The organism is Bacillus sp. OTU2372, assembly GCF_038440275.1.
Lineage (GTDB): Bacteria > Bacillota > Bacilli > Bacillales > Cytobacillaceae > Neobacillus > Neobacillus bataviensis_B.
In genome coordinates this window covers 1-19,795 of record NZ_JASATK010000025.1, presented here as the reverse complement: position 1 = coordinate 19,795, position 19,795 = coordinate 1, and the positions used below count along the sequence as shown (strand labels likewise).

Annotated in this window: 21 protein-coding genes and 1 riboswitch; of the genes, 10 read left to right on the top strand and 11 right to left on the bottom strand. The window is 36.1% G+C overall.

From position 1 onward, the window contains the following. Nucleotides 1–335 precede the first annotated feature (335 nt). On the top strand, nt 336–614 hold the full coding sequence (locus AAHB15_RS25110; RefSeq protein ID WP_342043568.1) for a hypothetical protein: 279 nt from the start codon (nt 336–338) through the stop codon (nt 612–614). Nucleotides 615–671: 57 nt separating this feature from the next. Beyond that, nucleotides 672–1,025, top strand: a complete 354-nt coding sequence (locus AAHB15_RS25105; RefSeq protein ID WP_335575754.1) for a hypothetical protein — start codon at nt 672–674, stop codon at nt 1,023–1,025. A gap of 73 nt (nt 1,026–1,098) precedes the next feature. Here the strand turns inward: AAHB15_RS25105 and AAHB15_RS25100 are convergent, their stop codons facing one another. Then, nucleotides 1,099–1,320: a hypothetical protein gene (locus AAHB15_RS25100; protein ID WP_144566899.1), complete on the bottom strand. Its 222-nt coding sequence runs from the start codon at nt 1,318–1,320 to the stop codon at nt 1,099–1,101. 283 nt (nt 1,321–1,603) lie between these two features. Between AAHB15_RS25100 and AAHB15_RS25095 the strand changes: the two genes are divergently transcribed. Continuing rightward, a complete protein-coding gene (locus AAHB15_RS25095; RefSeq protein ID WP_335575096.1) occupies nt 1,604–2,473 on the top strand; it encodes a cation diffusion facilitator family transporter in 870 nt (289 codons plus the stop codon). A 354-nt stretch (nt 2,474–2,827) separates the two neighbouring features. Here the strand turns inward: AAHB15_RS25095 and AAHB15_RS25090 are convergent, their stop codons facing one another. The 3 genes from AAHB15_RS25090 to AAHB15_RS25080 form a co-directional block, all read right to left on the bottom strand. Beyond that, complete coding sequence (locus AAHB15_RS25090; protein WP_335575097.1) at nt 2,828–3,730, bottom strand: cupin domain-containing protein; 903 nt, start codon at nt 3,728–3,730, stop codon at nt 2,828–2,830. Between the two features lie 327 nt (nt 3,731–4,057). After that, on the bottom strand, nt 4,058–5,881 hold the full coding sequence (locus tag AAHB15_RS25085) for an APC family permease (protein WP_335575098.1): 1,824 nt from the start codon (nt 5,879–5,881) through the stop codon (nt 4,058–4,060). A gap of 204 nt (nt 5,882–6,085) precedes the next feature. Then, nucleotides 6,086–6,221, bottom strand: a riboswitch (cyclic di-AMP (ydaO/yuaA leader). Nucleotides 6,222–6,418: 197 nt separating this feature from the next. After that, nucleotides 6,419–6,892 carry a hypothetical protein gene (locus AAHB15_RS25080; protein ID WP_335575099.1) on the bottom strand — a complete coding sequence of 158 codons (474 nt, stop codon included), beginning with the start codon at nt 6,890–6,892 and terminating at the stop codon, nt 6,419–6,421. A 397-nt stretch (nt 6,893–7,289) separates the two neighbouring features. Between AAHB15_RS25080 and AAHB15_RS25075 the strand changes: the two genes are divergently transcribed. The 3 genes from AAHB15_RS25075 (at nt 7,290) to AAHB15_RS25065 (ending at nt 9,333) form a co-directional block, all read left to right on the top strand. Beyond that, nucleotides 7,290–7,517, top strand: a complete 228-nt coding sequence (locus tag AAHB15_RS25075) for a DUF1858 domain-containing protein (RefSeq protein WP_342043567.1) — start codon at nt 7,290–7,292, stop codon at nt 7,515–7,517. 13 nt (nt 7,518–7,530) lie between these two features. Continuing rightward, the gene (locus AAHB15_RS25070) at nt 7,531–8,760 is read left to right on the top strand and encodes a DUF438 domain-containing protein (RefSeq protein WP_335575101.1); all 1,230 of its coding nucleotides are present in this window, start codon (nt 7,531–7,533) and stop codon (nt 8,758–8,760) included. Nucleotides 8,761–9,021: 261 nt separating this feature from the next. Then, nucleotides 9,022–9,333: a hypothetical protein gene (locus tag AAHB15_RS25065; RefSeq protein WP_098527148.1), complete on the top strand. Its 312-nt coding sequence runs from the start codon at nt 9,022–9,024 to the stop codon at nt 9,331–9,333. 332 nt (nt 9,334–9,665) lie between these two features. Here AAHB15_RS25065 and AAHB15_RS25060 read toward each other — a convergent pair whose 3' ends face one another. The 5 genes from AAHB15_RS25060 to AAHB15_RS25040 all read right to left on the bottom strand — a co-directional run bounded on the left by AAHB15_RS25060 (nt 9,666) and on the right by AAHB15_RS25040 (nt 13,855). Continuing rightward, nucleotides 9,666–10,334, bottom strand: a complete 669-nt coding sequence (locus AAHB15_RS25060; RefSeq protein ID WP_098527147.1) for a phosphatase PAP2 family protein — start codon at nt 10,332–10,334, stop codon at nt 9,666–9,668. Between the two features lie 156 nt (nt 10,335–10,490). Next, nucleotides 10,491–11,180 (bottom strand): polysaccharide deacetylase family protein, encoded by a 690-nt coding sequence (locus AAHB15_RS25055; protein ID WP_342043566.1) that lies wholly within the window; start codon nt 11,178–11,180, stop codon nt 10,491–10,493. 55 nt (nt 11,181–11,235) lie between these two features. Then, nucleotides 11,236–11,913 carry a TVP38/TMEM64 family protein gene (locus AAHB15_RS25050; protein WP_335575103.1) on the bottom strand — a complete coding sequence of 226 codons (678 nt, stop codon included), beginning with the start codon at nt 11,911–11,913 and terminating at the stop codon, nt 11,236–11,238. 19 nt (nt 11,914–11,932) lie between these two features. Beyond that, nucleotides 11,933–13,108 (bottom strand): MGDG synthase family glycosyltransferase, encoded by a 1,176-nt coding sequence (locus AAHB15_RS25045; RefSeq protein WP_335575104.1) that lies wholly within the window; start codon nt 13,106–13,108, stop codon nt 11,933–11,935. Between the two features lie 84 nt (nt 13,109–13,192). Further along, nucleotides 13,193–13,855, bottom strand: coding sequence for a phosphatase PAP2 family protein (locus AAHB15_RS25040; protein WP_342043565.1), 663 nt, complete (start codon nt 13,853–13,855; stop codon nt 13,193–13,195). A gap of 177 nt (nt 13,856–14,032) precedes the next feature. Between AAHB15_RS25040 and AAHB15_RS25035 the strand changes: the two genes are divergently transcribed. Further along, a complete protein-coding gene (locus AAHB15_RS25035) occupies nt 14,033–14,749 on the top strand; it encodes a response regulator transcription factor (protein ID WP_098527142.1) in 717 nt (238 codons plus the stop codon). Continuing rightward, nucleotides 14,739–16,352 carry a HAMP domain-containing sensor histidine kinase gene (locus AAHB15_RS25030; RefSeq protein ID WP_335575106.1) on the top strand — a complete coding sequence of 538 codons (1,614 nt, stop codon included), beginning with the start codon at nt 14,739–14,741 and terminating at the stop codon, nt 16,350–16,352. The genes AAHB15_RS25035 and AAHB15_RS25030 overlap by 11 nt, the downstream gene beginning before the upstream one ends. 45 nt (nt 16,353–16,397) lie before the next feature. Here the strand turns inward: AAHB15_RS25030 and AAHB15_RS25025 are convergent, their stop codons facing one another. Beyond that, entirely contained in the window at nt 16,398–17,279 is an 882-nt protein-coding gene (locus tag AAHB15_RS25025; RefSeq protein WP_342043564.1) for an alkaline phosphatase family protein, read from the bottom strand. Between the two features lie 116 nt (nt 17,280–17,395). Between AAHB15_RS25025 and AAHB15_RS25020 the strand changes: the two genes are divergently transcribed. After that, nucleotides 17,396–18,310, top strand: a complete 915-nt coding sequence (locus AAHB15_RS25020; RefSeq protein WP_098527139.1) for a VanW family protein — start codon at nt 17,396–17,398, stop codon at nt 18,308–18,310. 28 nt (nt 18,311–18,338) lie between these two features. Here AAHB15_RS25020 and AAHB15_RS25015 read toward each other — a convergent pair whose 3' ends face one another. Then, nucleotides 18,339–18,635, bottom strand: a complete 297-nt coding sequence (locus AAHB15_RS25015; protein WP_342043563.1) for a ribosomal protein L7/L12 — start codon at nt 18,633–18,635, stop codon at nt 18,339–18,341. Nucleotides 18,636–18,904: 269 nt separating this feature from the next. Here AAHB15_RS25015 and AAHB15_RS25010 point away from each other — a divergent pair, with 269 nt between their 5' ends. Next, complete coding sequence (locus AAHB15_RS25010; RefSeq protein ID WP_342043562.1) at nt 18,905–19,720, top strand: hypothetical protein; 816 nt, start codon at nt 18,905–18,907, stop codon at nt 19,718–19,720. Nucleotides 19,721–19,795: the final 75 nt, after the last annotated feature.

The following is a 19,795-nucleotide window of genomic DNA, read 5'->3' as shown; positions in this document are numbered from 1 at the left end:
CTTTAATCCTTATATATATTTATTATGGGCATTTATACCATTTCTCATTCGGCTGCCAGTGTCTCGTTATATAAGCCAAATCATTATGACATTCTTCAAAAAAATTAACCCTTATTTCCTTGTATCATAAATTCTCAATTTTATTTAAATTTTTAACAGCATAATGGGTGTTTGTCCTCGGTAACTTGTCCATACCATAACACAAATATTGGAATAAGATGTTTGTAAATAAAGGGAAAGGAGTTTAATTTTTAAGAGATATTCCAAACGGTAACTCGAAACTCTTTGGAAAATATTAAATAAATTATAAAATGAAAAGGAGAGAAAATATTAATATGGCAAATTCAGGTAGAAACCGCCGTAATAACACAAATGTGAATGTTGATGTAAATAATGATTTTGAAAATGATATTCGCAATCGTTCAGAATCAGAAGCTGAAGCAGATGTACGGAATACGGACAGAAATACAAATGTTGCTAGAGCAACAATCAATAACTCAGGAAATGCTCGTGTAGATATAACACTAAACAGCAGAAGCAATGCTCGTGTAAGATCTGATCAAGACCAAGATAACGAGCAGGATCAAACTACTAATGTGGATGTAGATTTCTAATTTAATAATGGAGGGTGGGATAAAAATATTCCACCCCTTATTAGGTAGGTGGAAAATATGGAAAGATATAAGGGTAAGAGCAAGTATACCCCTAGTTGGCTAAACTCAAGCCATAATACAAACTCTTCCGAAGCCCGTGCTTTTGAAGAAGAAAATATAAATATAAAAAGCGAAAACATAAACACAATTGGCCATAGCGGTAATTCCGACGTGGATGTACAAGTTGATGTATTTGTTGATACGACTCCTATAGCATTTGCCATCCTTACTTCCTTACTAGCAACTAAACAAATGACTGCTGAAGAGTTTGATGAGGCGCTTAGACGTCTTAAAAAGCTTACTCAGGGAAGCGATTTTAATTTTTCTTCATTTACACCAAATAATGTATCAGATGTAAAATTTTTCACTTGAAACAAAAGAAGAGTGGATGAATTTCCACTCTTTTTTTATAAATTTTTAATTTTACAAAATGGTTATTTCAATACTATAAAGTAAAGGTACGTCCAGTTAATAATCTGAAAAGCGCAATAATTAGCGCTATGCGAATCGCTAATCTTACACGACGTCCTCTTACTCTAGTTACTAGGATAAGGTGATCTGAACCGACATATTCCAAAGTCCCTGTAAAAGTTTCATTATTTGTGATAACTTCTACTTCTTCACCTACAAGCTCAGATGCAAACCGCACAAAGCTTTGATTACTCATTTTAACACCTCCTATCATAATGTATATAATGAAAATTTTTATAGGAATGATTGGACATTTGTGGGACAAGCAAGAAAAAATTTAATGGGCATACATTAATACTATTTTTCTTATAGGAACTTACAAAATGGATTTTTGAATATACATTTTAATTCATCAAAAGTTTCCCCTACGAAACTTTTTTTCAGCCCTATTACTTAGTTAGTATAACGACAAAAGGTTTCTCTAGACCCACTTGATATTTTGTTTCATAATGAAAAAGGATAAAAAGTAGGTGAGAAAAATGGATGAACAGGCATATTTGGATTTAAAACGCGGAGAACGGGGAGCAATAATTAGTATTATTGCTTATATTTGTTTGTCTGCCGTAAAATTAGTTGTTGGATTTATGGCAAATTCTGAGGCGTTAAAAGCGGATGGGTTAAACAATACCACTGATATCATTGCCTCAATCGCTGTACTTGTGGGCTTAAAGTTATCCCAGCGTCCCGCTGATGATGACCATCCATATGGGCACTGGAAAGCTGAAACAATTGCCTCGATGGTGGCTTCATTTATTATGTTGGTTGTTGGAATACAGGTGACATATGAAGCGATTACTAGTATTTTTAATGGAAGAAATGAAAATCCAGATTTGATTTCTGCATGGACAGGCCTCTTTTGTGCGGTGGTTATGTATTTTGTTTATCGTTATAACAAAAAATTGGCCAGTGGAGTACATAGTCAATCTGTTATGGCAGCAGCTAAAGATAATCTGTCAGATGCTTGGGTCAGCGTAGGAACATTCATTGGAATTATTAGTACACAGTTTGGGCTGCCTTGGATGGATCCCTTAACTGCTATAATAGTGGGTTTACTTATTTGTAAAACAGGCTGGGAGATTTTTAGAGATGCTTCTCATAATTTGACTGATGGGTTCGATGAAAAATTAATAGAAATATATAAAGAAACAATTATTAATTCCTATGGTGTAAAAGGTTTAAAAGATATAAAAGCGAGAAATTATGGTAACAACGTAGTGGTGGACATTGTCATATTAGTAAATTCTAATTTAGATATTCGAAGAGCTCATGATATTGCAACCGAGGTGGAGCAGAGATTAATGAATGAACACAACGTTTATGATGTCCATGTCCATGTCGAACCAAATTAAAGATTATAATACGAAAGAGGCAGAAAAATTCTGCCTCTTTCGTACTTCTGATGCATTAGTTATCAGCTCATAATATGTTTTCACTTTTTAAAAAGAAGATTATCCTATGTGTGAGCGATTTAAAATCACATCAAAAAAGAGACTTATCAAAAAGTCCCTTTTTCCGAGGTTTACGATCATTTACTTTGTTTTTTCATCCAATTTTTTCAATGCATCCGTAAGTTGGTCGTTCAACTTACCTAATGCTTCTTGATCCAACGTAGCTGCTTCTGAACCTGCAATGGTTGGGTCAAGATACTTCTCAATTTTCTCGTATAAATCTAATATTATTTTTTCAACTTATTATCTGTAATTTTATTCCTCAGCCATGGCTTCGGATTTTGTTACATGTACGGTACCATGCGGATGCTGCGACGGCGCATAGATTGAGTAAAGTTTTAGCGGGATAGTCCCCGTATTGGTAACATTGTGCCATGTTCCAGCCGGTACCATGATGGCATAGTTGTCATATACTTTTTTCACAAAATCTAATTGATCTTTACGTTTCCCCATTTGAACAACCCCTTGACCTTGTTCAATCCGTAAGAACTGATCAAGGGCAGGGTGAATTTCCAAACCGATATCTTCACCCACCTTGATACTCATCAAAGTAACTTGCAAATGTGGTCCTGTCCATAAAGCTGTACGATAATTATTGTTTTTCTTTGCAGCCTTTTCGATATCGACGACAAAAGGTTCAGGTCCATAATCTTTTAAAACCATTTTATCTTGACCCTTAAATGATTGTAACAATCCCACTCGTTTTGCATGCCCCATCTCGTCTGTAGAAGCACGCAAGAATACATCTCGAACGAGTGGATTTTGTGCTAGTAAATAACTATTATTCTGATATTCTTGATACTTCGATAATTCAGCTTCATAAGCCTTTTTTAAACCTTCTTGATAAGAATGAAAAGGTATTTTTTCAATTTGGTACTCAGGCTGCCTTCCAGTAAGCATGAAATATATATTGGTAAATTGCTGTAAGTGTACTTTTTCATCATCTAAAACATGAAGAATGTCATTTTTTTGCGTTAAATCTGGTGCTATATTGATTAATCGACTATAAAAATCAATTACAGAAGCTTTCCCTTTGATTCCAGCAAGAATCGCTTCACATACCTCTTGATGGTTTCCTTGTTGAGTTCTTGGTATAAAGTTTGAGTTATATGTTTGTGTATTAACGTAGTATGGGTATGCTATAGGGCCCTGATACATTTTCCTCATCCCCTTCACAGTCATTCAAACATATTATATGACTCAGTCGTGATGGAGTTCTTTTAGATGCGCCTAACCCAATCCCCCTCCGCATTCGGACAACCATTTGCCGTTTTCTGATGCCCTTGTCCTAATTAGCTAACGAAGCAGCCATGTTTGAAATATTCTTCTTTCTTTTTTAATTGCCGGAACAAAGACAAATGAACGATATGAATGACGAAAAGAAGTGGATAAGCTAGTTCAGAATTTTTCCTTTTTGTCAATGAAATAGACAGACAAATGAAAAATCCAATGAAATCATCATTGGACTTTAATGGACACTCTATATTAATCATTCAAACGAAATGGAACAGTTGCAACAACGACGTCCTTTCGTGCAAAAAGCGTTGCCCTGATACGAAAAGCTGATTGGTTGTGTAATAAACGATGCCACCACTTGCTTGTAAAAAATTCAGGTAATAACACAGTTACTCTCTTTTTTTCTCCCAAATGATATTCAATACGTCCTACAAATTCAATTAAAGGTTTTATGACGGTACGATAACGGGATACAACAACAACTAATCTTACACCTGGATTCCATTGCGCCCATTTATCCTCCATTTCTTTGGCAGCTTCAGGTGAAAAAGCAACATAAAAAGCAACCACATTCGGCGTAAGAGCTTTTGCATATCCGATTGTAGAGACAACTACCTTATGAATACCGGCAACAGGAATAATGATCACAGTATCAGTTGTTAGAATCGGCTCGGCTAAGTCAACATTTAATTGTTTAGCAACATTTTTATAATGTTTATTAATCTTCGTGATCACCCAAAGTAATATAGGGGTGATGAATACGACGATCCAGGCCCCTTCTTCAAACTTAGTAAGACTGAAGATAATGACAACAAAGAATGTCACAAGAGCTCCTATACCATTAATAATTGCTTTCCGTTTCCATCCTTGTGACTTCTCTTTACGCCACTTAATAACCAGACCTACTTGTGCCATTGTAAAGGATAGGAAAACACCAATTGCATAAAGGGGGATTAAGCTTTCAGTTCTGCCGCCAAAAACAATTAATAAAATACTCGCTAATACTCCAAGCGTGATGATTCCGTGGTTGAAGGCTAAACGGTCTCCTCTATTGCTAAACATTCGAGGCATATTATTGTCCTGTGCCATGATAGAAGCCAATATTGGAAAGCCATTAAAACTTGTATTTGCTGCTAAGGTTAAGATCATCATGGTCGAAATTTGGATAATATAATAAATTACTCCTCGTCCGAATGCGTCCTCTGCAACCATAGATAGAACGGTTTTTGTCCCTGTTGAGTCTGGGTGAATGTCATAGGCTTGGGAAAGGATTGTAACCCCGCCAAAAATAACGGCTAATAACACACCAAGTGTAAGCATAGTCCTTTTGGCGCTTCGCTGGGCTGGGTCTCGGAAGTTTGGTACAGCATTAGAAATAGCCTCAACACCAGTAACAGCAGAACAACCTGATGAAAAAGCCTTTAATAGCACAAACCAAGTTAATCCTGATGGTATGGCTGTTGGAATAGAGACCTGGTGTTCCGCTTGGACATTGTTAGTTAACCAGTCGAATAGCCCTTTTCCAACCAATATCAGCATACAAACTATAAATAAATAAGTAGGTAAGGCGAACACGTTACCAGATTCTGATGTCCCTCTTAGGTTCATCCAAACCATAAACCAAATAAAGATGATTCCAATGGGTACGATATATGGCAACCCAGCAGGAAACGCTGACGTAATCGCTAAAACTCCAGCTGAGATGGAAACCGCAACGGTTAAGGTATAGTCAATCAACAGGGAAACGCCAGCTAATCGCCCCCACATCATACCAAGGTTTTCTTTGGCAACCATATACGCTCCCCCACCTTGCGGATAGGCATCAATCACTTGTCTGTAACTCACAATCAGAATACTAATTAAAAGAATAATAGCCATCGCGATCGGCAGTGAAAAGGAAAAGGCAAACGCACCCACTGTGGCAAGTTCAAGCAAAATCATTTCGGTCCCATAAGCAACTGAGGACAGGGCATCCGATGAAAGAATCGGTAATGCCTTCCATATTGGCATTTTTTCTGCATCTACTTCACTGGATTTTAAAGGTCTGCCAAAAAGAAGTCTTTTAAATGTCATGGTTATTTCCTCCTGAAAGTTGCGGTCTATAAACATTTGATCGTTGTGTTTTTGAGATTTTGATAATTTATTCCCTTTTTGTACTTATATACACCCCCAAACTATCAATCTTTTAAATTCTTAGAAAAAATAAAAAGACCACAATATTAAAGAAGCCTTTTTTGAAAAAAACAAAAAAAGCACCTTTAAAAAAGGTGGTCTCTTGACCTCCTTCGCTTTAGCCGACGAAGTTAGCTGACGGGTAGGATGGCGAAGAAGAAAACATCCCTTCTACAAATGTAGAATTAACCCCAAAAAATTGGGTCCTCCGTTCCCTTATGGGATTTGGCAGTTATTTTATTTTTCTTATGTACAAGATAATACTCCCAATAAGGTAAATTGTAAAGGGATAATGAGGAGATGGAATTTATATTGTCCGAAATAAAAACAACAGCCACCACACTGGATAGATTGGAGCAAAAGAAGAGAAAAAGGGACGATTAAAGCCACAAGTTATTATTTCTTGTGGCTCTTTATTTTTATATTAATATTCTCCTATTATTTGTAACTTCTTATAATATCCGCCACTGTGGTCTTCATAGCACATATCACAGTTTTCTTGTATCGTGCCGCAATAAGTAAGACTCTAATTTGTTCGGAACGCGATAGATTTTTAAAACGGGGCTCTTGTTTCAAAAAGGATCGAACAATGGACCAGCTAGGGGGGAATAACGGAAAATCATCTAGGGGTTGTTTGTTTCGTATACGATGAAGCCACGATACCATTCGAGGGGAATTACTTTTATCAACTATACAAGGTGCATAAATGTTTTTGGTATGTTTTTTTATGGACTCAAATCGATCTTGACCGCTAACAATAATGTAACTGCCATCCTTCTTATTTTTTCTGACAACCAACACAAACATACAATCCCACATTAACCTCTGAAGTTTTTTAATGTGTTCTGTGATTTTCATCGATACATCAGGTTTGATTTTACTAAGAGGAATATACTGTATCGTGAATTTCATACTAAGCCCCCTCCTATTTTATACTTGCACCCTTCTCATTCTCATAAAAATTTGAAATTGGTCGTGGAACAACAATTTTGTAAATGCTGGGGGAATTTTCAAGATTTATTTATTTGTATGAAATAAACGCATGTCACATTCGAATTAAGTACGTATCATGCATTAGAATTTGATAAAAAATACAATTTGGAACATCAACACGTGTAGAAGATTTACAGGGGAATATTCTTCTCTTACTTTCCCTCAATATGTATCAGTTTGCTGAAGAAATTCACATAATTTTAACAACTGCGCTCATTTATTATTTTGTTTGTGATTCCAATCACAATTTTAAATGTATACCTGTGTTATATTCCTATTGAGAAGAGTTATCACCCTCTTTCAAGGAGTGAAAACAATGTCAAAAGTATTGAATATTCAACTACCCGTTTATCAATTATGTACCGAGTACCCCGAAATCATCCTGATTATGAAGGAACTTGGTTTTGAGAATATAACAAATCCTAATATGCTAAAAACGGCCGGACGTGTTATGACATTGCCAAATGGATGCCGTATGAAAGGAATACCATTAGAAAAAGTGATTGAGACCTTTGAAAAGAATGGATTTACAATCAACCAATAGAGGAGAATGAATCATGAGTGAAATCATCAATAACCGTGAAAAAGAAACTATTACCCAATCTGAGCGGCAAGCGGTTTTAAAAGAGATTATTAAAGACCTGCACAACGGCAAAAGTGTCGGGGAAGTAAAGGCTCGTTTTGAAGAAGCTGCAGGTAACATTTCTGTGGCAGAGATTTCTAAATTAGAACAAGCACTGATGGAGGAAGAAGGAATTCCGGTCGCAGAAGTGCAGCGTCTATGCTCAGTTCATACGGCGATTTTTAAAGGTTCTATCGAGGAAATACACCGTTCCGATAAGCCCGAAGAGCATCCTGGGCACCCCATCCATACCTTTAAATTAGAAAATAAAGAGATTGATAGGTTGGTAAACTTTAAACTGCAGCTCCATTTCGAGCGTTTCGAAAAAGCAGACACTGAGGAAAACAAGTTTAAGTTACTAGAAGATTTAAATCTATTACTAGACATCGACAAACATTACAGCAGGAAAGAGAATCTACTCTTCCCTTACCTAGAAAAGTACGGAATCATGGGCCCTACTCAAGTGATGTGGGGAGTGGATGACGGAATCCGAGCCGCCATAAAAGAGGCAAAAGAGAAAATAACCAACTATAACGGAGATAAACAATCCGTAATCGATGCCTTATATTTTGTCATCCGAGAAGTCAGTGAAATGATCTTTAAAGAGGAAAACATCTTATTTCCAATGGCATTGCAAACCTTAACGGAAGACGAATGGGTGAAAATTGCTCATGAGAGTGATGAAATTGGTTTCTGCTTAACCGAACCGGCAGGTGTATGGAAGCCTGAACGAAAACAGATTGAAGAGAATGCGCTAACCGAAGGATATATTCGGTTGGAAACAGGTATTCTATCGCTTAAACAGCTTGAACTTATGCTAAATCACTTGCCTGTTGATATTACCTTTATCGACCAAGATGATGTTGTTCGCTATTTCTCGCACGGTAAAGAAAGAATCTTTGCTCGTACCAAAGCGGTTATTGGCAGAACGGTTCAAAACTGTCATCCACCAAAGAGTGTTCATGTAGTTGAACAATTATTACAAGAATTTAAAGCAGGTATCAAAGATGGTGAAGATTTTTATATTAAATTTAAAGATAAATACGTGTACATCCGTTACTTTGCTGTCAGGGATGAAACAGGTGGATATGTAGGAACGCTTGAATTCACGCAAAATATTAGCACGATTCAGGAAATTCAAAGTGAAAAACGTATTCTGAATTAACTTAAATAAATATTAAATAACAAAAGGAAACTGACTCAAAAAACGGGGAATCGACACCTTTTGAGCCAGTTTTTTTATTTGATCATTAATGTTCATTCTAAGAAAATGATTTAATGGAGAGACCCATCTTTTCATCAAGACTGACCAACTTTCAAAACCGTATTTTTCATATATAGCTTATAGGAATAATGACTTAAGGATGAAAGAAGGATTTACTTTCCTCCTTTAACTTTTAAAATACTAAGAAGGAGGTTGAGTAACATGCTAAAAAAAGTCATCATCCTTGTCATACTTTTAGCAATTTTATTAGTATTAGTTAAATATCAAGCTTCGGCTCCGGTTAACAACACAAGCATAAAAAGCGATGGCACCAACAAGTACACTACCATAGAATACAAAATAACGAAGTTTAAGGATAACCATTACTATGGTAAAAATGATAACGGAACGGAAATCATTTTTTCTGCAAACAAAGTCACTTCAGATGCTAAGATACATATTGATGATGAGGTTATATGTTATTTTAATAAGAATAATTTAGGTAAAGGATTAGTAAAAGTTGAAAAGAAATAATATCACAAGATTCCAGCTTCATTCTTCATACTCCTTGAAAGAATCATCATAACACAGGTCCCATTTTTGTCATACCGGATACATCAATAAATAATTCTGCTTCTCCAATGGCAACTAATACATTGTCTGATTTACAGTGTAAGGCTGAGAGAATTTGAAAGTATTCCTTTTAAATTTAATTCGTATAAAAAAACTTAATAAAAATTGCTTAAGGTTACTTGTAATTTTTACTAGTAACCTCTCATTTTATAGAAGTGATACATAAAACATGGGAAGAAACATAGGCTTATATCCTATTTCCAAGGTAGAATGATATTAAACCAATTTTTATGTCAATCAGAGATAAGAGCTTTTTTATGGGACTTATTATGTCTTTCTTGATAGAATTGGAAAACCCAAATAGCTGTAGCCATCCAGAAACCACTTGCGAAATACCCCCCAACAATATCACTAGGATAATGCACACCTAAATAAATTCGACTGACCCCAATGGCAAGGACCATGAAAGAACTAAATAGTATAAGAAAGATCCTTCCCGATTTTCTTGGAATATGACGCCATAACAAAAACGTTATGATCACATAAACGCTGAAGGCATTCATAGCATGTCCACTGGGAAAGCTGTATCCTCCAATGTCAATTAAGCGATGTAAGTTGGGCCGAATCCGATGAAAAAAATGTTTTAAAAGTCCATTTAGAGCTGCAGACCCAAATATAGAAACGATAAATAAAATTAATTCCATCCGGTGGTGTAATACCTTATAAAGAAAAAACAATATAGCGATACTCAAGACAATCACAAAGGGTGCAGAACCAATAAAGGTGAAAACTTTCATTACATTTGTCAGGGGTGGTGACTCCATTCCTTGAATAGCTCGGATTACCTTGGTGTCAAAGTGAACGATCTTATGATCGCTGATGAATAAGGACATTAAACTAAATCCGATCATACAGACGGCACTAATGACAAATGCAATGGCAAGATGTGATTTTAATTTCATAAGTAATAATCCTCTTTTTTGTATATAATCGATTGAAAAATTGAAATGTGATAACACAATGAACCTCTATACTTTATGATATCAGCTTTTATTAGCTTATCACTATTAATGAAATGAGACAAAAGATGGTTAAACCTACCTTATGTCCTTTTCCTTCTACAACTCATCTATTCTTACACAAGATATCCTACGACTTGATAATTCTTTAAATACTTCCTTTAATGCAGTAATGGTATTGATCGGTGCATCTACATCAGCTCCGACTGTGTCTCCGCAATCATGAAGAAGGACAACATCCCCCTTTTTAATATCCCGTAACAATCTTTTTTCAACTTTTTCACTGCCGCCTCTACTGCGCCAATCTTCTGCCATTACCGACCAATGGATCATCTTATACTTTTTTATTAGTAGAAAATCAAATAAAGTTAATAATCCCCATGGCGGACGATAGTAAATAGGCCGCTCTCCAGTAATTTTCTCAATAATGGAAGCAGTCTTCGTTAAATGCTGACGAACCGTCCGAGGCCACATCACCCAGTTAGATTTGTGCACATAATTATGCATGCCAATTAAGTGTCCATCGGCATGCATTCTATCTATTAACTCTGGGTATTTTTCCGCTTTAGAACCAACGACAAAAAATGTCGCTTTTATATTATTTTTTTTTAACAAATCCAATAGCTGCGGTGTATAAATGGGATTTGGACCATCATCAAATGTAAAAGCAACTTTTTCAGAAGTATCTTTCCTCTTTAAAACCCCGATACCTGCACCAGCGGTAAGCAGAAATGGAACTATCCAATAAAGTGCAAGGAAGAACAACACAAGTAAAATAATATTTAACATTTCCTGTCCTCTCCTCTTCGTTTTTGTCTAGTATGGGTTCATATTCATAAATATTTTATATGGACTTATTCCATTTTTTTTTCATGACAATACTTATGACAGAAGACAGAATAAACAGACCGCCGCCAAACATAAAAGGAATCAATTTCCCATGACGTACCCCTGCAAATAGACAGCTTACAGATATCGTATAAGGCAATATCCCTAAGGAGGTCGTCCATGTAAAGGCTCTTATATTTACTCTCAATATACCTGATACATAGTTGATAAAATGATAAGGAACCAATGGTACAAAGCGAATAATCAAAAGTCCTATATCCCCCTGTTTTTGCAGCCATACTTGTACTTTTTCCAGATAAGGTTTTGCCAATGGTTCAATTATAGGTCGAGCAATCCAATTGGATAGATAATACGCAAGGAGTGCCCCTAAGATTCCGCCAATCCAAGAATAGATCCCACCTGCAACTGGACCATATATTTCAATAAGAAATAGTGAGACGAATTCGCCGGGAGCAGGTATGACATTTACCACCGTTTGAATCAAAATACCAATGATTATCCCAAATAATCCAAGATTACGAACGGATTCAAGCCATATTTTTGCTGCTCCTGAATGAAGAAAATATATATATAATCCTGTGAAAAGTAAGAAAATAATCAAACTTCCCATCGAAAGAAAACGAGCTCCCAGCAACTTTTTACCTTTGTTTGATGCTAATATGATATTTTCCATATTTCACCTTCTTCTTAACTTAGTAACCAAACGTACACACTAGTTCAGCCAAACTGTTGTTGGCTTCTTTGGTTTTCATTATTACTTCTGCTGAGGCAAAAGCTGATTCTTTAGGATGAAACTGTTTTGAATTGTCTCTCATCTGTTGAAGTAGATCTTTATTGTTTAATATTTTCGATAAATGATCGATCAAATCTCGATCAGTTGCAGCCTGAAGCGCCACCCCTGAATGAACTAAAAATTTTGCGTTATCCTGTTCTTGTCCAGGAATCGGTTTATAAAGAAGCATCGGCAATTCCATTGCGATTGCTTCAAAAGTAGTCACTCCTCCTGGCTTAGTGATCATAAGATCGGAAATGGCCATTATTTCATGAACATAATTAATATAACCAGTGAGATGAATGCGATGTTTAGAATCCTTTAGCTTTTCCTGTAATTGCATACGAAGTTTATCATTATGTCCACAAACAATAATTAATTGAATTGGGTTTGGTAATGCATCAATCTCCTGAATGGTGGAATTCCCATCCCCAATCATGCCGCAACCGCCTCCCATCACTAAAATGGTGGGAATATGTGGATCTAAATCGTATTTCTCAATAATTTCCTCTCGTTGAAAGGATTGAGAAAATTGCTGTCGAATCGGGATCCCTGTATGTGCAATCCTATTCTCTTCAACCCCTAATTTAATTAGTGAATCACGGACAATATTCGACCCTACGATATATTGATCAGTGAAAGGATATATCCAGCAGCTATGATCAGTATGATCTGTAATGGTTGTAACAGAAGGAATGTCAGTTAACCCTAAAGATTTTAACTTTGACATGACCGCTGCAGCCAAGGGAAACGTGCTGACTACGACCGTTGGCTGTACTTCTTCAATTAACTTAAGCATGCGGCCGACGCCTGTAGATAAAATGGTCTTCATCACATTGGATAGTTTGTTTACTCTTCGTGTTTTTTGATAGATAAAGCCGTACACCTGAGGGAATTTTTTCACGCCCTGCAGATAAATGAAACGGCTAAACTGATTGGAATAAGGATGGACCCATTCCATAAAATCATAAATTACAGGCTCTAATGCCGGATATCTAATCTGTATTGCGTCTTGTAAAGCTTGGGCTACTTGAATATGACCATCACCATAATTACCGGTAAGAATTAAAACTTTTTCTTTATTTTCTGCTTTCATTGTTCTCCACTCCTTTAAATTGTGTGATTTTATCTATGAGTATCGACTGCCCCACATTACCCTGTGGTTAACTCGCAAAAATGGCTATACTGAAAAAGATTTTTTGGCAACAGGTTTTACGGGCCGTTTCGGCATTACTATCCAACTATGCACAAGTTCTACTATTTTAAATAACCATTCAACCAAAACAATTGCGGCTACTACATCCATAATCACATGTTGTTTAATAAACAATGTGGCAAGAATAATAGAAGTTGAGAAACATACGATGCTCCATTTGATCCATCTGTTTGTAAGCGAACTGTTACGTATCGCTCGGATCATTAAGTAACTGCTCATAACGTGAATACTTGGAAAGCAATTGTAAGGTTGATCAATCTTGTAAACATACTGCAAAATTCTTGAAAGGAAATCCTCACCTGTTATCTCAGGGCGTACGGGACCTACCGTTTGATAAAAATAATAAATGATAAAACAAACTAGTAATCCTAGGTCAAAAACAAGAATCGTTTTGAACGCAAGTGTAGAATCTTTGAAACAGAAATATGTTAAGGTTATTGTTAAATAACCAACCCATGCAACGTATGGAACCACAAACAATTTCACAACTGGAATAGCTTTATCTAAACTCGTAACAAACGTATGAACACCGCGAGAGGGTGTATTTAAATATGGATAAACCAGCATCATCGCTGGTATACTCAGCAAAAAACAAAGCATGCCAACTATTTTCCATTTTCCATTCATTTCCGAACTCCTCCTCGTCTGTTTGTATGTTACAAAAAACTTCTTAAGGAAACCTGCCATTCCTTCTGAAGATTTTCTTAAAAGTAAAAGTAAATCTTAAGAAAAACTTCAGAAATTCTATTGTTTTTTCTTAAGAGGATTAGAGTAAACTTTAGCCATTAGAAAGGAGAGGTTTACATGTCACAAGAAACCATTCTAATTATTGATGATGAAAAAGAAATACGTGATTTAATCGGGATTTATCTTAATAATGAGGGATATAACGTAATGAAAGCAGCAGACGGAATTGAGGGGCTAACAATCCTGGAAGAAAACACTGTTCATTTGGTGGTATTAGACATCATGATGCCTCGTTTAGATGGAATTCAAGCATGTTTAAAAATCAGAGAAAGCAGAAATGTTCCTATTATTATGTTATCAGCCAAATCACAGGATATGGATAAGATTATGGGTTTAACAACAGGAGCGGATGATTATGTTACAAAACCGTTTCAACCTTTGGAATTAGTGGCAAGAATTAAGTCACAGCTCCGTCGTTACCTCCGTTTTAATCAAATGGATGGAAAGCCTCAACCAAATACAGTCCCACAAATGGATGTCTTTTCCATAGATGAGTTAATGATTAACGTTTCTACTCACGAAGTGTCGGTAGAAGGAAGAGAAATAAAACTTACACCAAGAGAATTTGCCATTTTAGAACTTTTGGCTCGCAACCCCGGTGTCGTATTTAGTACAGAAAAAATTTATGAACGGGTATGGAATGAACCCTTTTATGAATCCGAAAATACCGTCATGGTTCACATTCGAAATTTGCGTGAGAAACTTGAGAATAACCCGCGTACACCTCGGTATATTAAAACAGTTTGGGGGGTCGGCTATAAAATTGAACAATAAGAAACAGTTGTCCCTCCTTCCTTCGAGTGACAACTATTTGAATAAACTAGCTCTGTTAGTAAAGACAAGCATACGAATTCAGGTGATATTAGCGTTTGCTTTTTGTATTCTTGTTTCCACGCTTGTCGGTTTAGCAGCAAGCCCCTTCTTTGTTAATGAAGATCGTAGACTTGATTTTACAGAAGGGGTCGTAACGATTGATGAAAGTGCACGAGATTTGGTCAAACAATTTAATCAAATGAATCAAGATATAAACGGACTCGTATTAGATTTAGGAAATGAGGATCCAGCTTTCAAAAAGAAGTTTCTTAAACGTTCTCCTACCTATGCAAAAGGAACCGAGGAATGGGTAACGGTCCCGTACGATAGGAAGTCCGTCTATCAATTAACAAAAACAGAATTAATTCAATATTTAATCAATAAACCTAAAATACAATTCAATCTCAATACACTCATTACCAATTCAGACGGAAAGGTCCTATTCAGGTCCAAAGGAATAAGTGATACACAAATCAACCTTGAAAATGTAATGACAAATGCCCAAAAGACTTTGGTTGGAAAAGATCATGATGAACACCCCACTATTACTAAGCTTTATTCGATAACACTAGATGGTGAAAAGAACTATATCATTGTAAGTGGTGTCCCTAAATCCACGACTGTTTATATAAAAGAAACCGGTGTTACTCCCTATCTTCTAGGGCTAGTTACGTTTATTATTTGTTTTTATCTGATCACCAAAAGGAAAATGAAAGAAATTGAGGAGATTGCATTAGGTTTAATGGAAATAGCGAAAGGAAATTTAAACTATAGAATTCGGGAGAAAAGTAAAGATGAGTTGGGGTCTCTTGCAACCAATATCAATTATATGGCTTTCGAATTAAACGAAATGATCGAAAGGCAAAGACAAACGGAAAAATTAAAGGATGAGCTTATCACCAATGTTTCCCATGATTTACGTACGCCGTTAACGTCGATTATGGGTTATTTGAGACTTGTGAAAGACCATCAATACAAGAGCCAAACACAATTAGATGAATACGTGGATATCGCTTACGGAAAATCTGAACAATTAAAAAAATTAATTGAGGATCTTTTTGATTTTACCCGGTTAAATTATGAGGGTGTACAGCTAAAAAAAGAAAAAGTTAGTCTAAATCAAATGATCAGGCAGCTAATGGACGAACTTGACCCTATCGCTAATGATAACAATGTTAAATTTAGTAACGATCTCCCAAAAGAACAAATAATGATGAAAATTGATCCAAATCAAATGGTCCGGGCGTTAGAAAATGTGTTAACGAACGCAATTAAATATAGTACTCCTCCTGGAAACATTTATGTAAAGATGATAAAAAACAAGCAGTCAGTTCAAATTTCTGTTTCAAATCCGTGTGAAACCTTAACCAAAGAAGAGGTTACAAGATTATTTGATCGTTTTTATCGGGTAGATACCTCACGTTCTTCAAATAAGTCTGGAGCTGGATTAGGATTAGCTATAACCAAAAGTATTATTGAACTGCATCGTGGAACAATACATGTCGATTATAAAAATCAAATGATTGAACTAACAATTGTTTTACCTTTTCACGAGGATCAATAGTTTAAGGGCCATCCAAGTAGATGGCCCTTATTGTTAATGCTTTTTTCACTTCCATATTTCTTTGATAGGTTCACTAGTTTTAGCATTGCCTGCATGGGACAGCCTGTATATATCTTCTATAGTTCTTAATAAGTTATAGTGATTAACATCTGAGTCATATAAACCTTTTTTTACCATCGGTCCCACAAAGAAGGTCGGTATGATATTTTTGTCTGATCCTTCATCTTCATCCCAAGTAACAACCAAAAGGCTATTATGGGTTTTTGCCCATTGGACATACGGATCGATGTGTTCTTTTAACCATTGATCAGCTTCCTTGATAGTACCGTCATGCATGTCATTATCAAGGGTTGGAATGACAAACGAGACCGTAGGTAATTGAGAAAAATCTTTCGGGAAATCTTTCATTGATTGATTAGCCTCTGTAGGAATATTTGAGAAATTAGTCCAAGGATTGTGCTTTCGAGCATATCCGTTTCCAGCCGACTCCCGATCATAGCCGACTGAAGGCAGCCCCTCCGAGTATCCCTTAAAAGTGTATTTCTTTTTAATTAATTCACTTGCAAGGTTGTCAGTAGAGAATTTTGAACGAGGCATTTTATCATTCATTACCCCTTGATTCGATCCTGAAAACAAAGCCAAGTAATTGGGCTGGCTCGGATGTTGGATGGCATGGTAATTGGTAAAATTTGCTCCCTGCTTCATTAATGAATTCATATAGGGTGCGGATGAATTACCTGCAATCTGACTTTTAGAGTGATTTTCTTCCACAACAATCAATATATGGTCAACCTTTGGGAGTGTTGCCTTATTAACCTCCTTGTGAAGGGTATTGTCCGGAAGAGTTTGATTCTTGGGCTCATTTTGATGATTACAAGCACATAATAAAACGATCATCCCTGCAATTAAATGCTTCCATTTATGCATAACGATTTCTCCAACTCCTTCCATTTTAACTTAGAATATTACCATTAATTAATCATCAAGCCACTACATGAAAGGAATATTTCTGCCCATATTAACAAATGGGAGGTTGTCTATATATGAATTTTACTTGGTTACTTGGGCTATTTGTTTTATCTCATCCTGTGAATATGCCAGACCATTTAGCAATCACTAACAATGGGCTGCCTTTATCAGTCAATTATTGTACAGATTTTTCGACGAACATACCTGAATTACCCGTGATTAATACAGAACAATTAAATAAATGTATGGACAATATTGACAAACAAGTAGCTAAAGATCCTAAAAATGCGATGATTGATAAAAGAGGAAATATCTTACCAGAACAAGTAGGATACCGTTTACATCGCCAAATTTTCACAGAAAGAGTTTATTCGCATTATTTTAACAAGGGTACATCTAAATTAGAACTCCCCTTACAAACCATTTATCCTAAAGTTGATAGTGAATTACTTGAAAATATTCGAAATGCAAAAATCGGAAAATATGTAACATCCTTCAACACCTATAATAAAGAAAGAACGAATAATATTTATCTTGCTACAAATGCTATTAATAATTTTGTGGTTTTTCCAGGAGAAACCTTTTCTTTTAATAAAGTGGTGGGAAAAAGAACCACAGAAAAAGGATATTTGCCCGCCACTGTCATCAAAAGAGGAGAATATTCAGAAGATATCGGTGGAGGAATTTGTCAAGTATCATCTACCCTTTTTAACGCTGTGGATAATGCAGGGTTAAACATTATCAAACGTTTTTCACACAGCAGACAAGTTTCTTATATCCCACCTGGACGAGATGCTACCGTTAGTTGGGATGGACCAGATTTTGTTTTTACAAATAAATACAATCAACCCATTCTGATTCAAGCAAAAACAATAGGAAACAACTTAATGGTAGAAGTCTATTCTTCAGATGTTATTAACTTTAATCCTAAAAAAGTTCCCTACCTTCCTTATGATTTGCATAAAAAAGTAGCTCCGTCTAAAAATTAAAGATGTTAAAATCATCCGATCGTTACACCTATTTTATTCTTTCGCTAGTTAAGGAATCCACATATTCTTTGGATTCCTTTAAACCATGCCCTGTGACCATTCGATATCTTTTAATGGCTTTAATCTTTTTACCGTCTGCAATAAGGCTCATTAATTCAGTTTGTACATCCGCTGTAACTTCATCGGGAACTCCAACTTGTTTAGCAATTTTATTTAATGTGTTGTTTACACGTGCAAGCTCACTTCTTAACTGACTAATTGCACTTATGGTGCTCATTAATAAAGCACCTGCTCCTAAAATTCCCCAAATCACTAAATCATCCATATGCTCCCCCTAGCTATTGTACTAATCTCAATATTATTAAATTGTATAAACGAACAGGAATTGATATCCAAACTATTTCCATTATAAAACATTTCACCTATTATAAACAAAGGATCTAAGTAAGGTCACTTAAATTCTCCTGAGTTCAGTTTTTCTTCCCCAACAAATCCTACATTTAGTAGTCCCACATTTACTATGCTATGATATAAGTAAACTGAATTTTTTTCTAAACCGTATGTTTTGCAAAATATTTGAGAGGGGTATTTCTTTTGAAAAAATTTTTTTTAGTACCCTTATTCATTAGTTGTTTATTTATATCTGCCTGTGGTGCAGCCAGAGTCCCAATGAATACGGATAGTAAGCATATGATGAATATGAAGCCAGTTAGCGGTAATGAAACACTCTCAGAATGGTCTGCACCAGATAGTATAACAGCTAACCAGCCAGTAACAATCTCGATCCTTATTAAGGACAAACATAATAAGCCGATTAATGAATTTGAAACAGTCAGCACGAAAAAAATGCATTTAGTGGTGGTTAGTAAGGATCTATCTTACTTTGCCCATATTCACCCCACTTTTAAAGGTAATGGACTATTCGAAATTACAACAAAGTTTCCTGCCAGTGGAGATTATAAGCTCATTGCTGAAATGACACCTGTGGGGGCTAGTGATTACAGTATTGAAGATCACTGGATAACGGTACAAGGCACTCCCCCTGCTTCAGTTCCGATAGAACCTGACCCAACGCTTACCAAAATCATTGATGAAACGAAGGTAACACTTTCTTTTGATGAGAAACCTACTGCAAAAAAAAATCTCGATATGAATTTCACCTTATATAATGCTGCATCAAATAAGCCGATAAAAAATTTAAAACCCTACTTAGGTACGGTAGGACATTCGGTTGCAATTGATAAGGACGTAAAACAGTTCATGCATATTCACCCATTATACCCGAAAGCAAAAGGTCCAAAAGTGGTATTCATGACATACTTCCCAACCAAGGGAGTTTACAAAGTCTGGGGCCAGTTTAACGTCAATGGACATATTCTGACGGTTCCGTTCGTTATTAGCATAAACTAAATAAGAAAAGCGGAAGGGGGGCCCCCCAAAGGGGGTGGGGCGGGCGGCGCGTATGGGGGCGGCGGGGGGGGGGGA

Bases quoted from the DNA above. Each gene is read 5' to 3' on its own strand.
- AAHB15_RS25110 (WP_342043568.1), top strand. From the start codon at position 336: ATGGCAAATTCAGGTAGAAACCGCCGTAATAACACAAATGTGAATGTT.
- AAHB15_RS25105 (WP_335575754.1), top strand. From the start codon at position 672: ATGGAAAGATATAAGGGTAAGAGCAAGTATACCCCTAGTTGGCTAAAC.
- AAHB15_RS25100 (WP_144566899.1), bottom strand. From the start codon at position 1,320: ATGAGTAATCAAAGCTTTGTGCGGTTTGCATCTGAGCTTGTAGGTGAA.
- AAHB15_RS25095 (WP_335575096.1), top strand. From the start codon at position 1,604: ATGGATGAACAGGCATATTTGGATTTAAAACGCGGAGAACGGGGAGCA.
- AAHB15_RS25090 (WP_335575097.1), bottom strand. From the start codon at position 3,730: ATGTATCAGGGCCCTATAGCATACCCATACTACGTTAATACACAAACA.
- AAHB15_RS25085 (WP_335575098.1), bottom strand. From the start codon at position 5,881: ATGACATTTAAAAGACTTCTTTTTGGCAGACCTTTAAAATCCAGTGAA.
- AAHB15_RS25080 (WP_335575099.1), bottom strand. From the start codon at position 6,892: ATGAAATTCACGATACAGTATATTCCTCTTAGTAAAATCAAACCTGAT.
- AAHB15_RS25075 (WP_342043567.1), top strand. From the start codon at position 7,290: ATGTCAAAAGTATTGAATATTCAACTACCCGTTTATCAATTATGTACC.
- AAHB15_RS25070 (WP_335575101.1), top strand. From the start codon at position 7,531: ATGAGTGAAATCATCAATAACCGTGAAAAAGAAACTATTACCCAATCT.
- AAHB15_RS25065 (WP_098527148.1), top strand. From the start codon at position 9,022: ATGCTAAAAAAAGTCATCATCCTTGTCATACTTTTAGCAATTTTATTA.
- AAHB15_RS25060 (WP_098527147.1), bottom strand. From the start codon at position 10,334: ATGAAATTAAAATCACATCTTGCCATTGCATTTGTCATTAGTGCCGTC.
- AAHB15_RS25055 (WP_342043566.1), bottom strand. From the start codon at position 11,180: ATGTTAAATATTATTTTACTTGTGTTGTTCTTCCTTGCACTTTATTGG.
- AAHB15_RS25050 (WP_335575103.1), bottom strand. From the start codon at position 11,913: ATGGAAAATATCATATTAGCATCAAACAAAGGTAAAAAGTTGCTGGGA.
- AAHB15_RS25045 (WP_335575104.1), bottom strand. From the start codon at position 13,108: ATGAAAGCAGAAAATAAAGAAAAAGTTTTAATTCTTACCGGTAATTAT.
- AAHB15_RS25040 (WP_342043565.1), bottom strand. From the start codon at position 13,855: ATGAATGGAAAATGGAAAATAGTTGGCATGCTTTGTTTTTTGCTGAGT.
- AAHB15_RS25035 (WP_098527142.1), top strand. From the start codon at position 14,033: ATGTCACAAGAAACCATTCTAATTATTGATGATGAAAAAGAAATACGT.
- AAHB15_RS25025 (WP_342043564.1), bottom strand. From the start codon at position 17,279: ATGCATAAATGGAAGCATTTAATTGCAGGGATGATCGTTTTATTATGT.
- AAHB15_RS25020 (WP_098527139.1), top strand. From the start codon at position 17,396: ATGAATTTTACTTGGTTACTTGGGCTATTTGTTTTATCTCATCCTGTG.
- AAHB15_RS25015 (WP_342043563.1), bottom strand. From the start codon at position 18,635: ATGGATGATTTAGTGATTTGGGGAATTTTAGGAGCAGGTGCTTTATTA.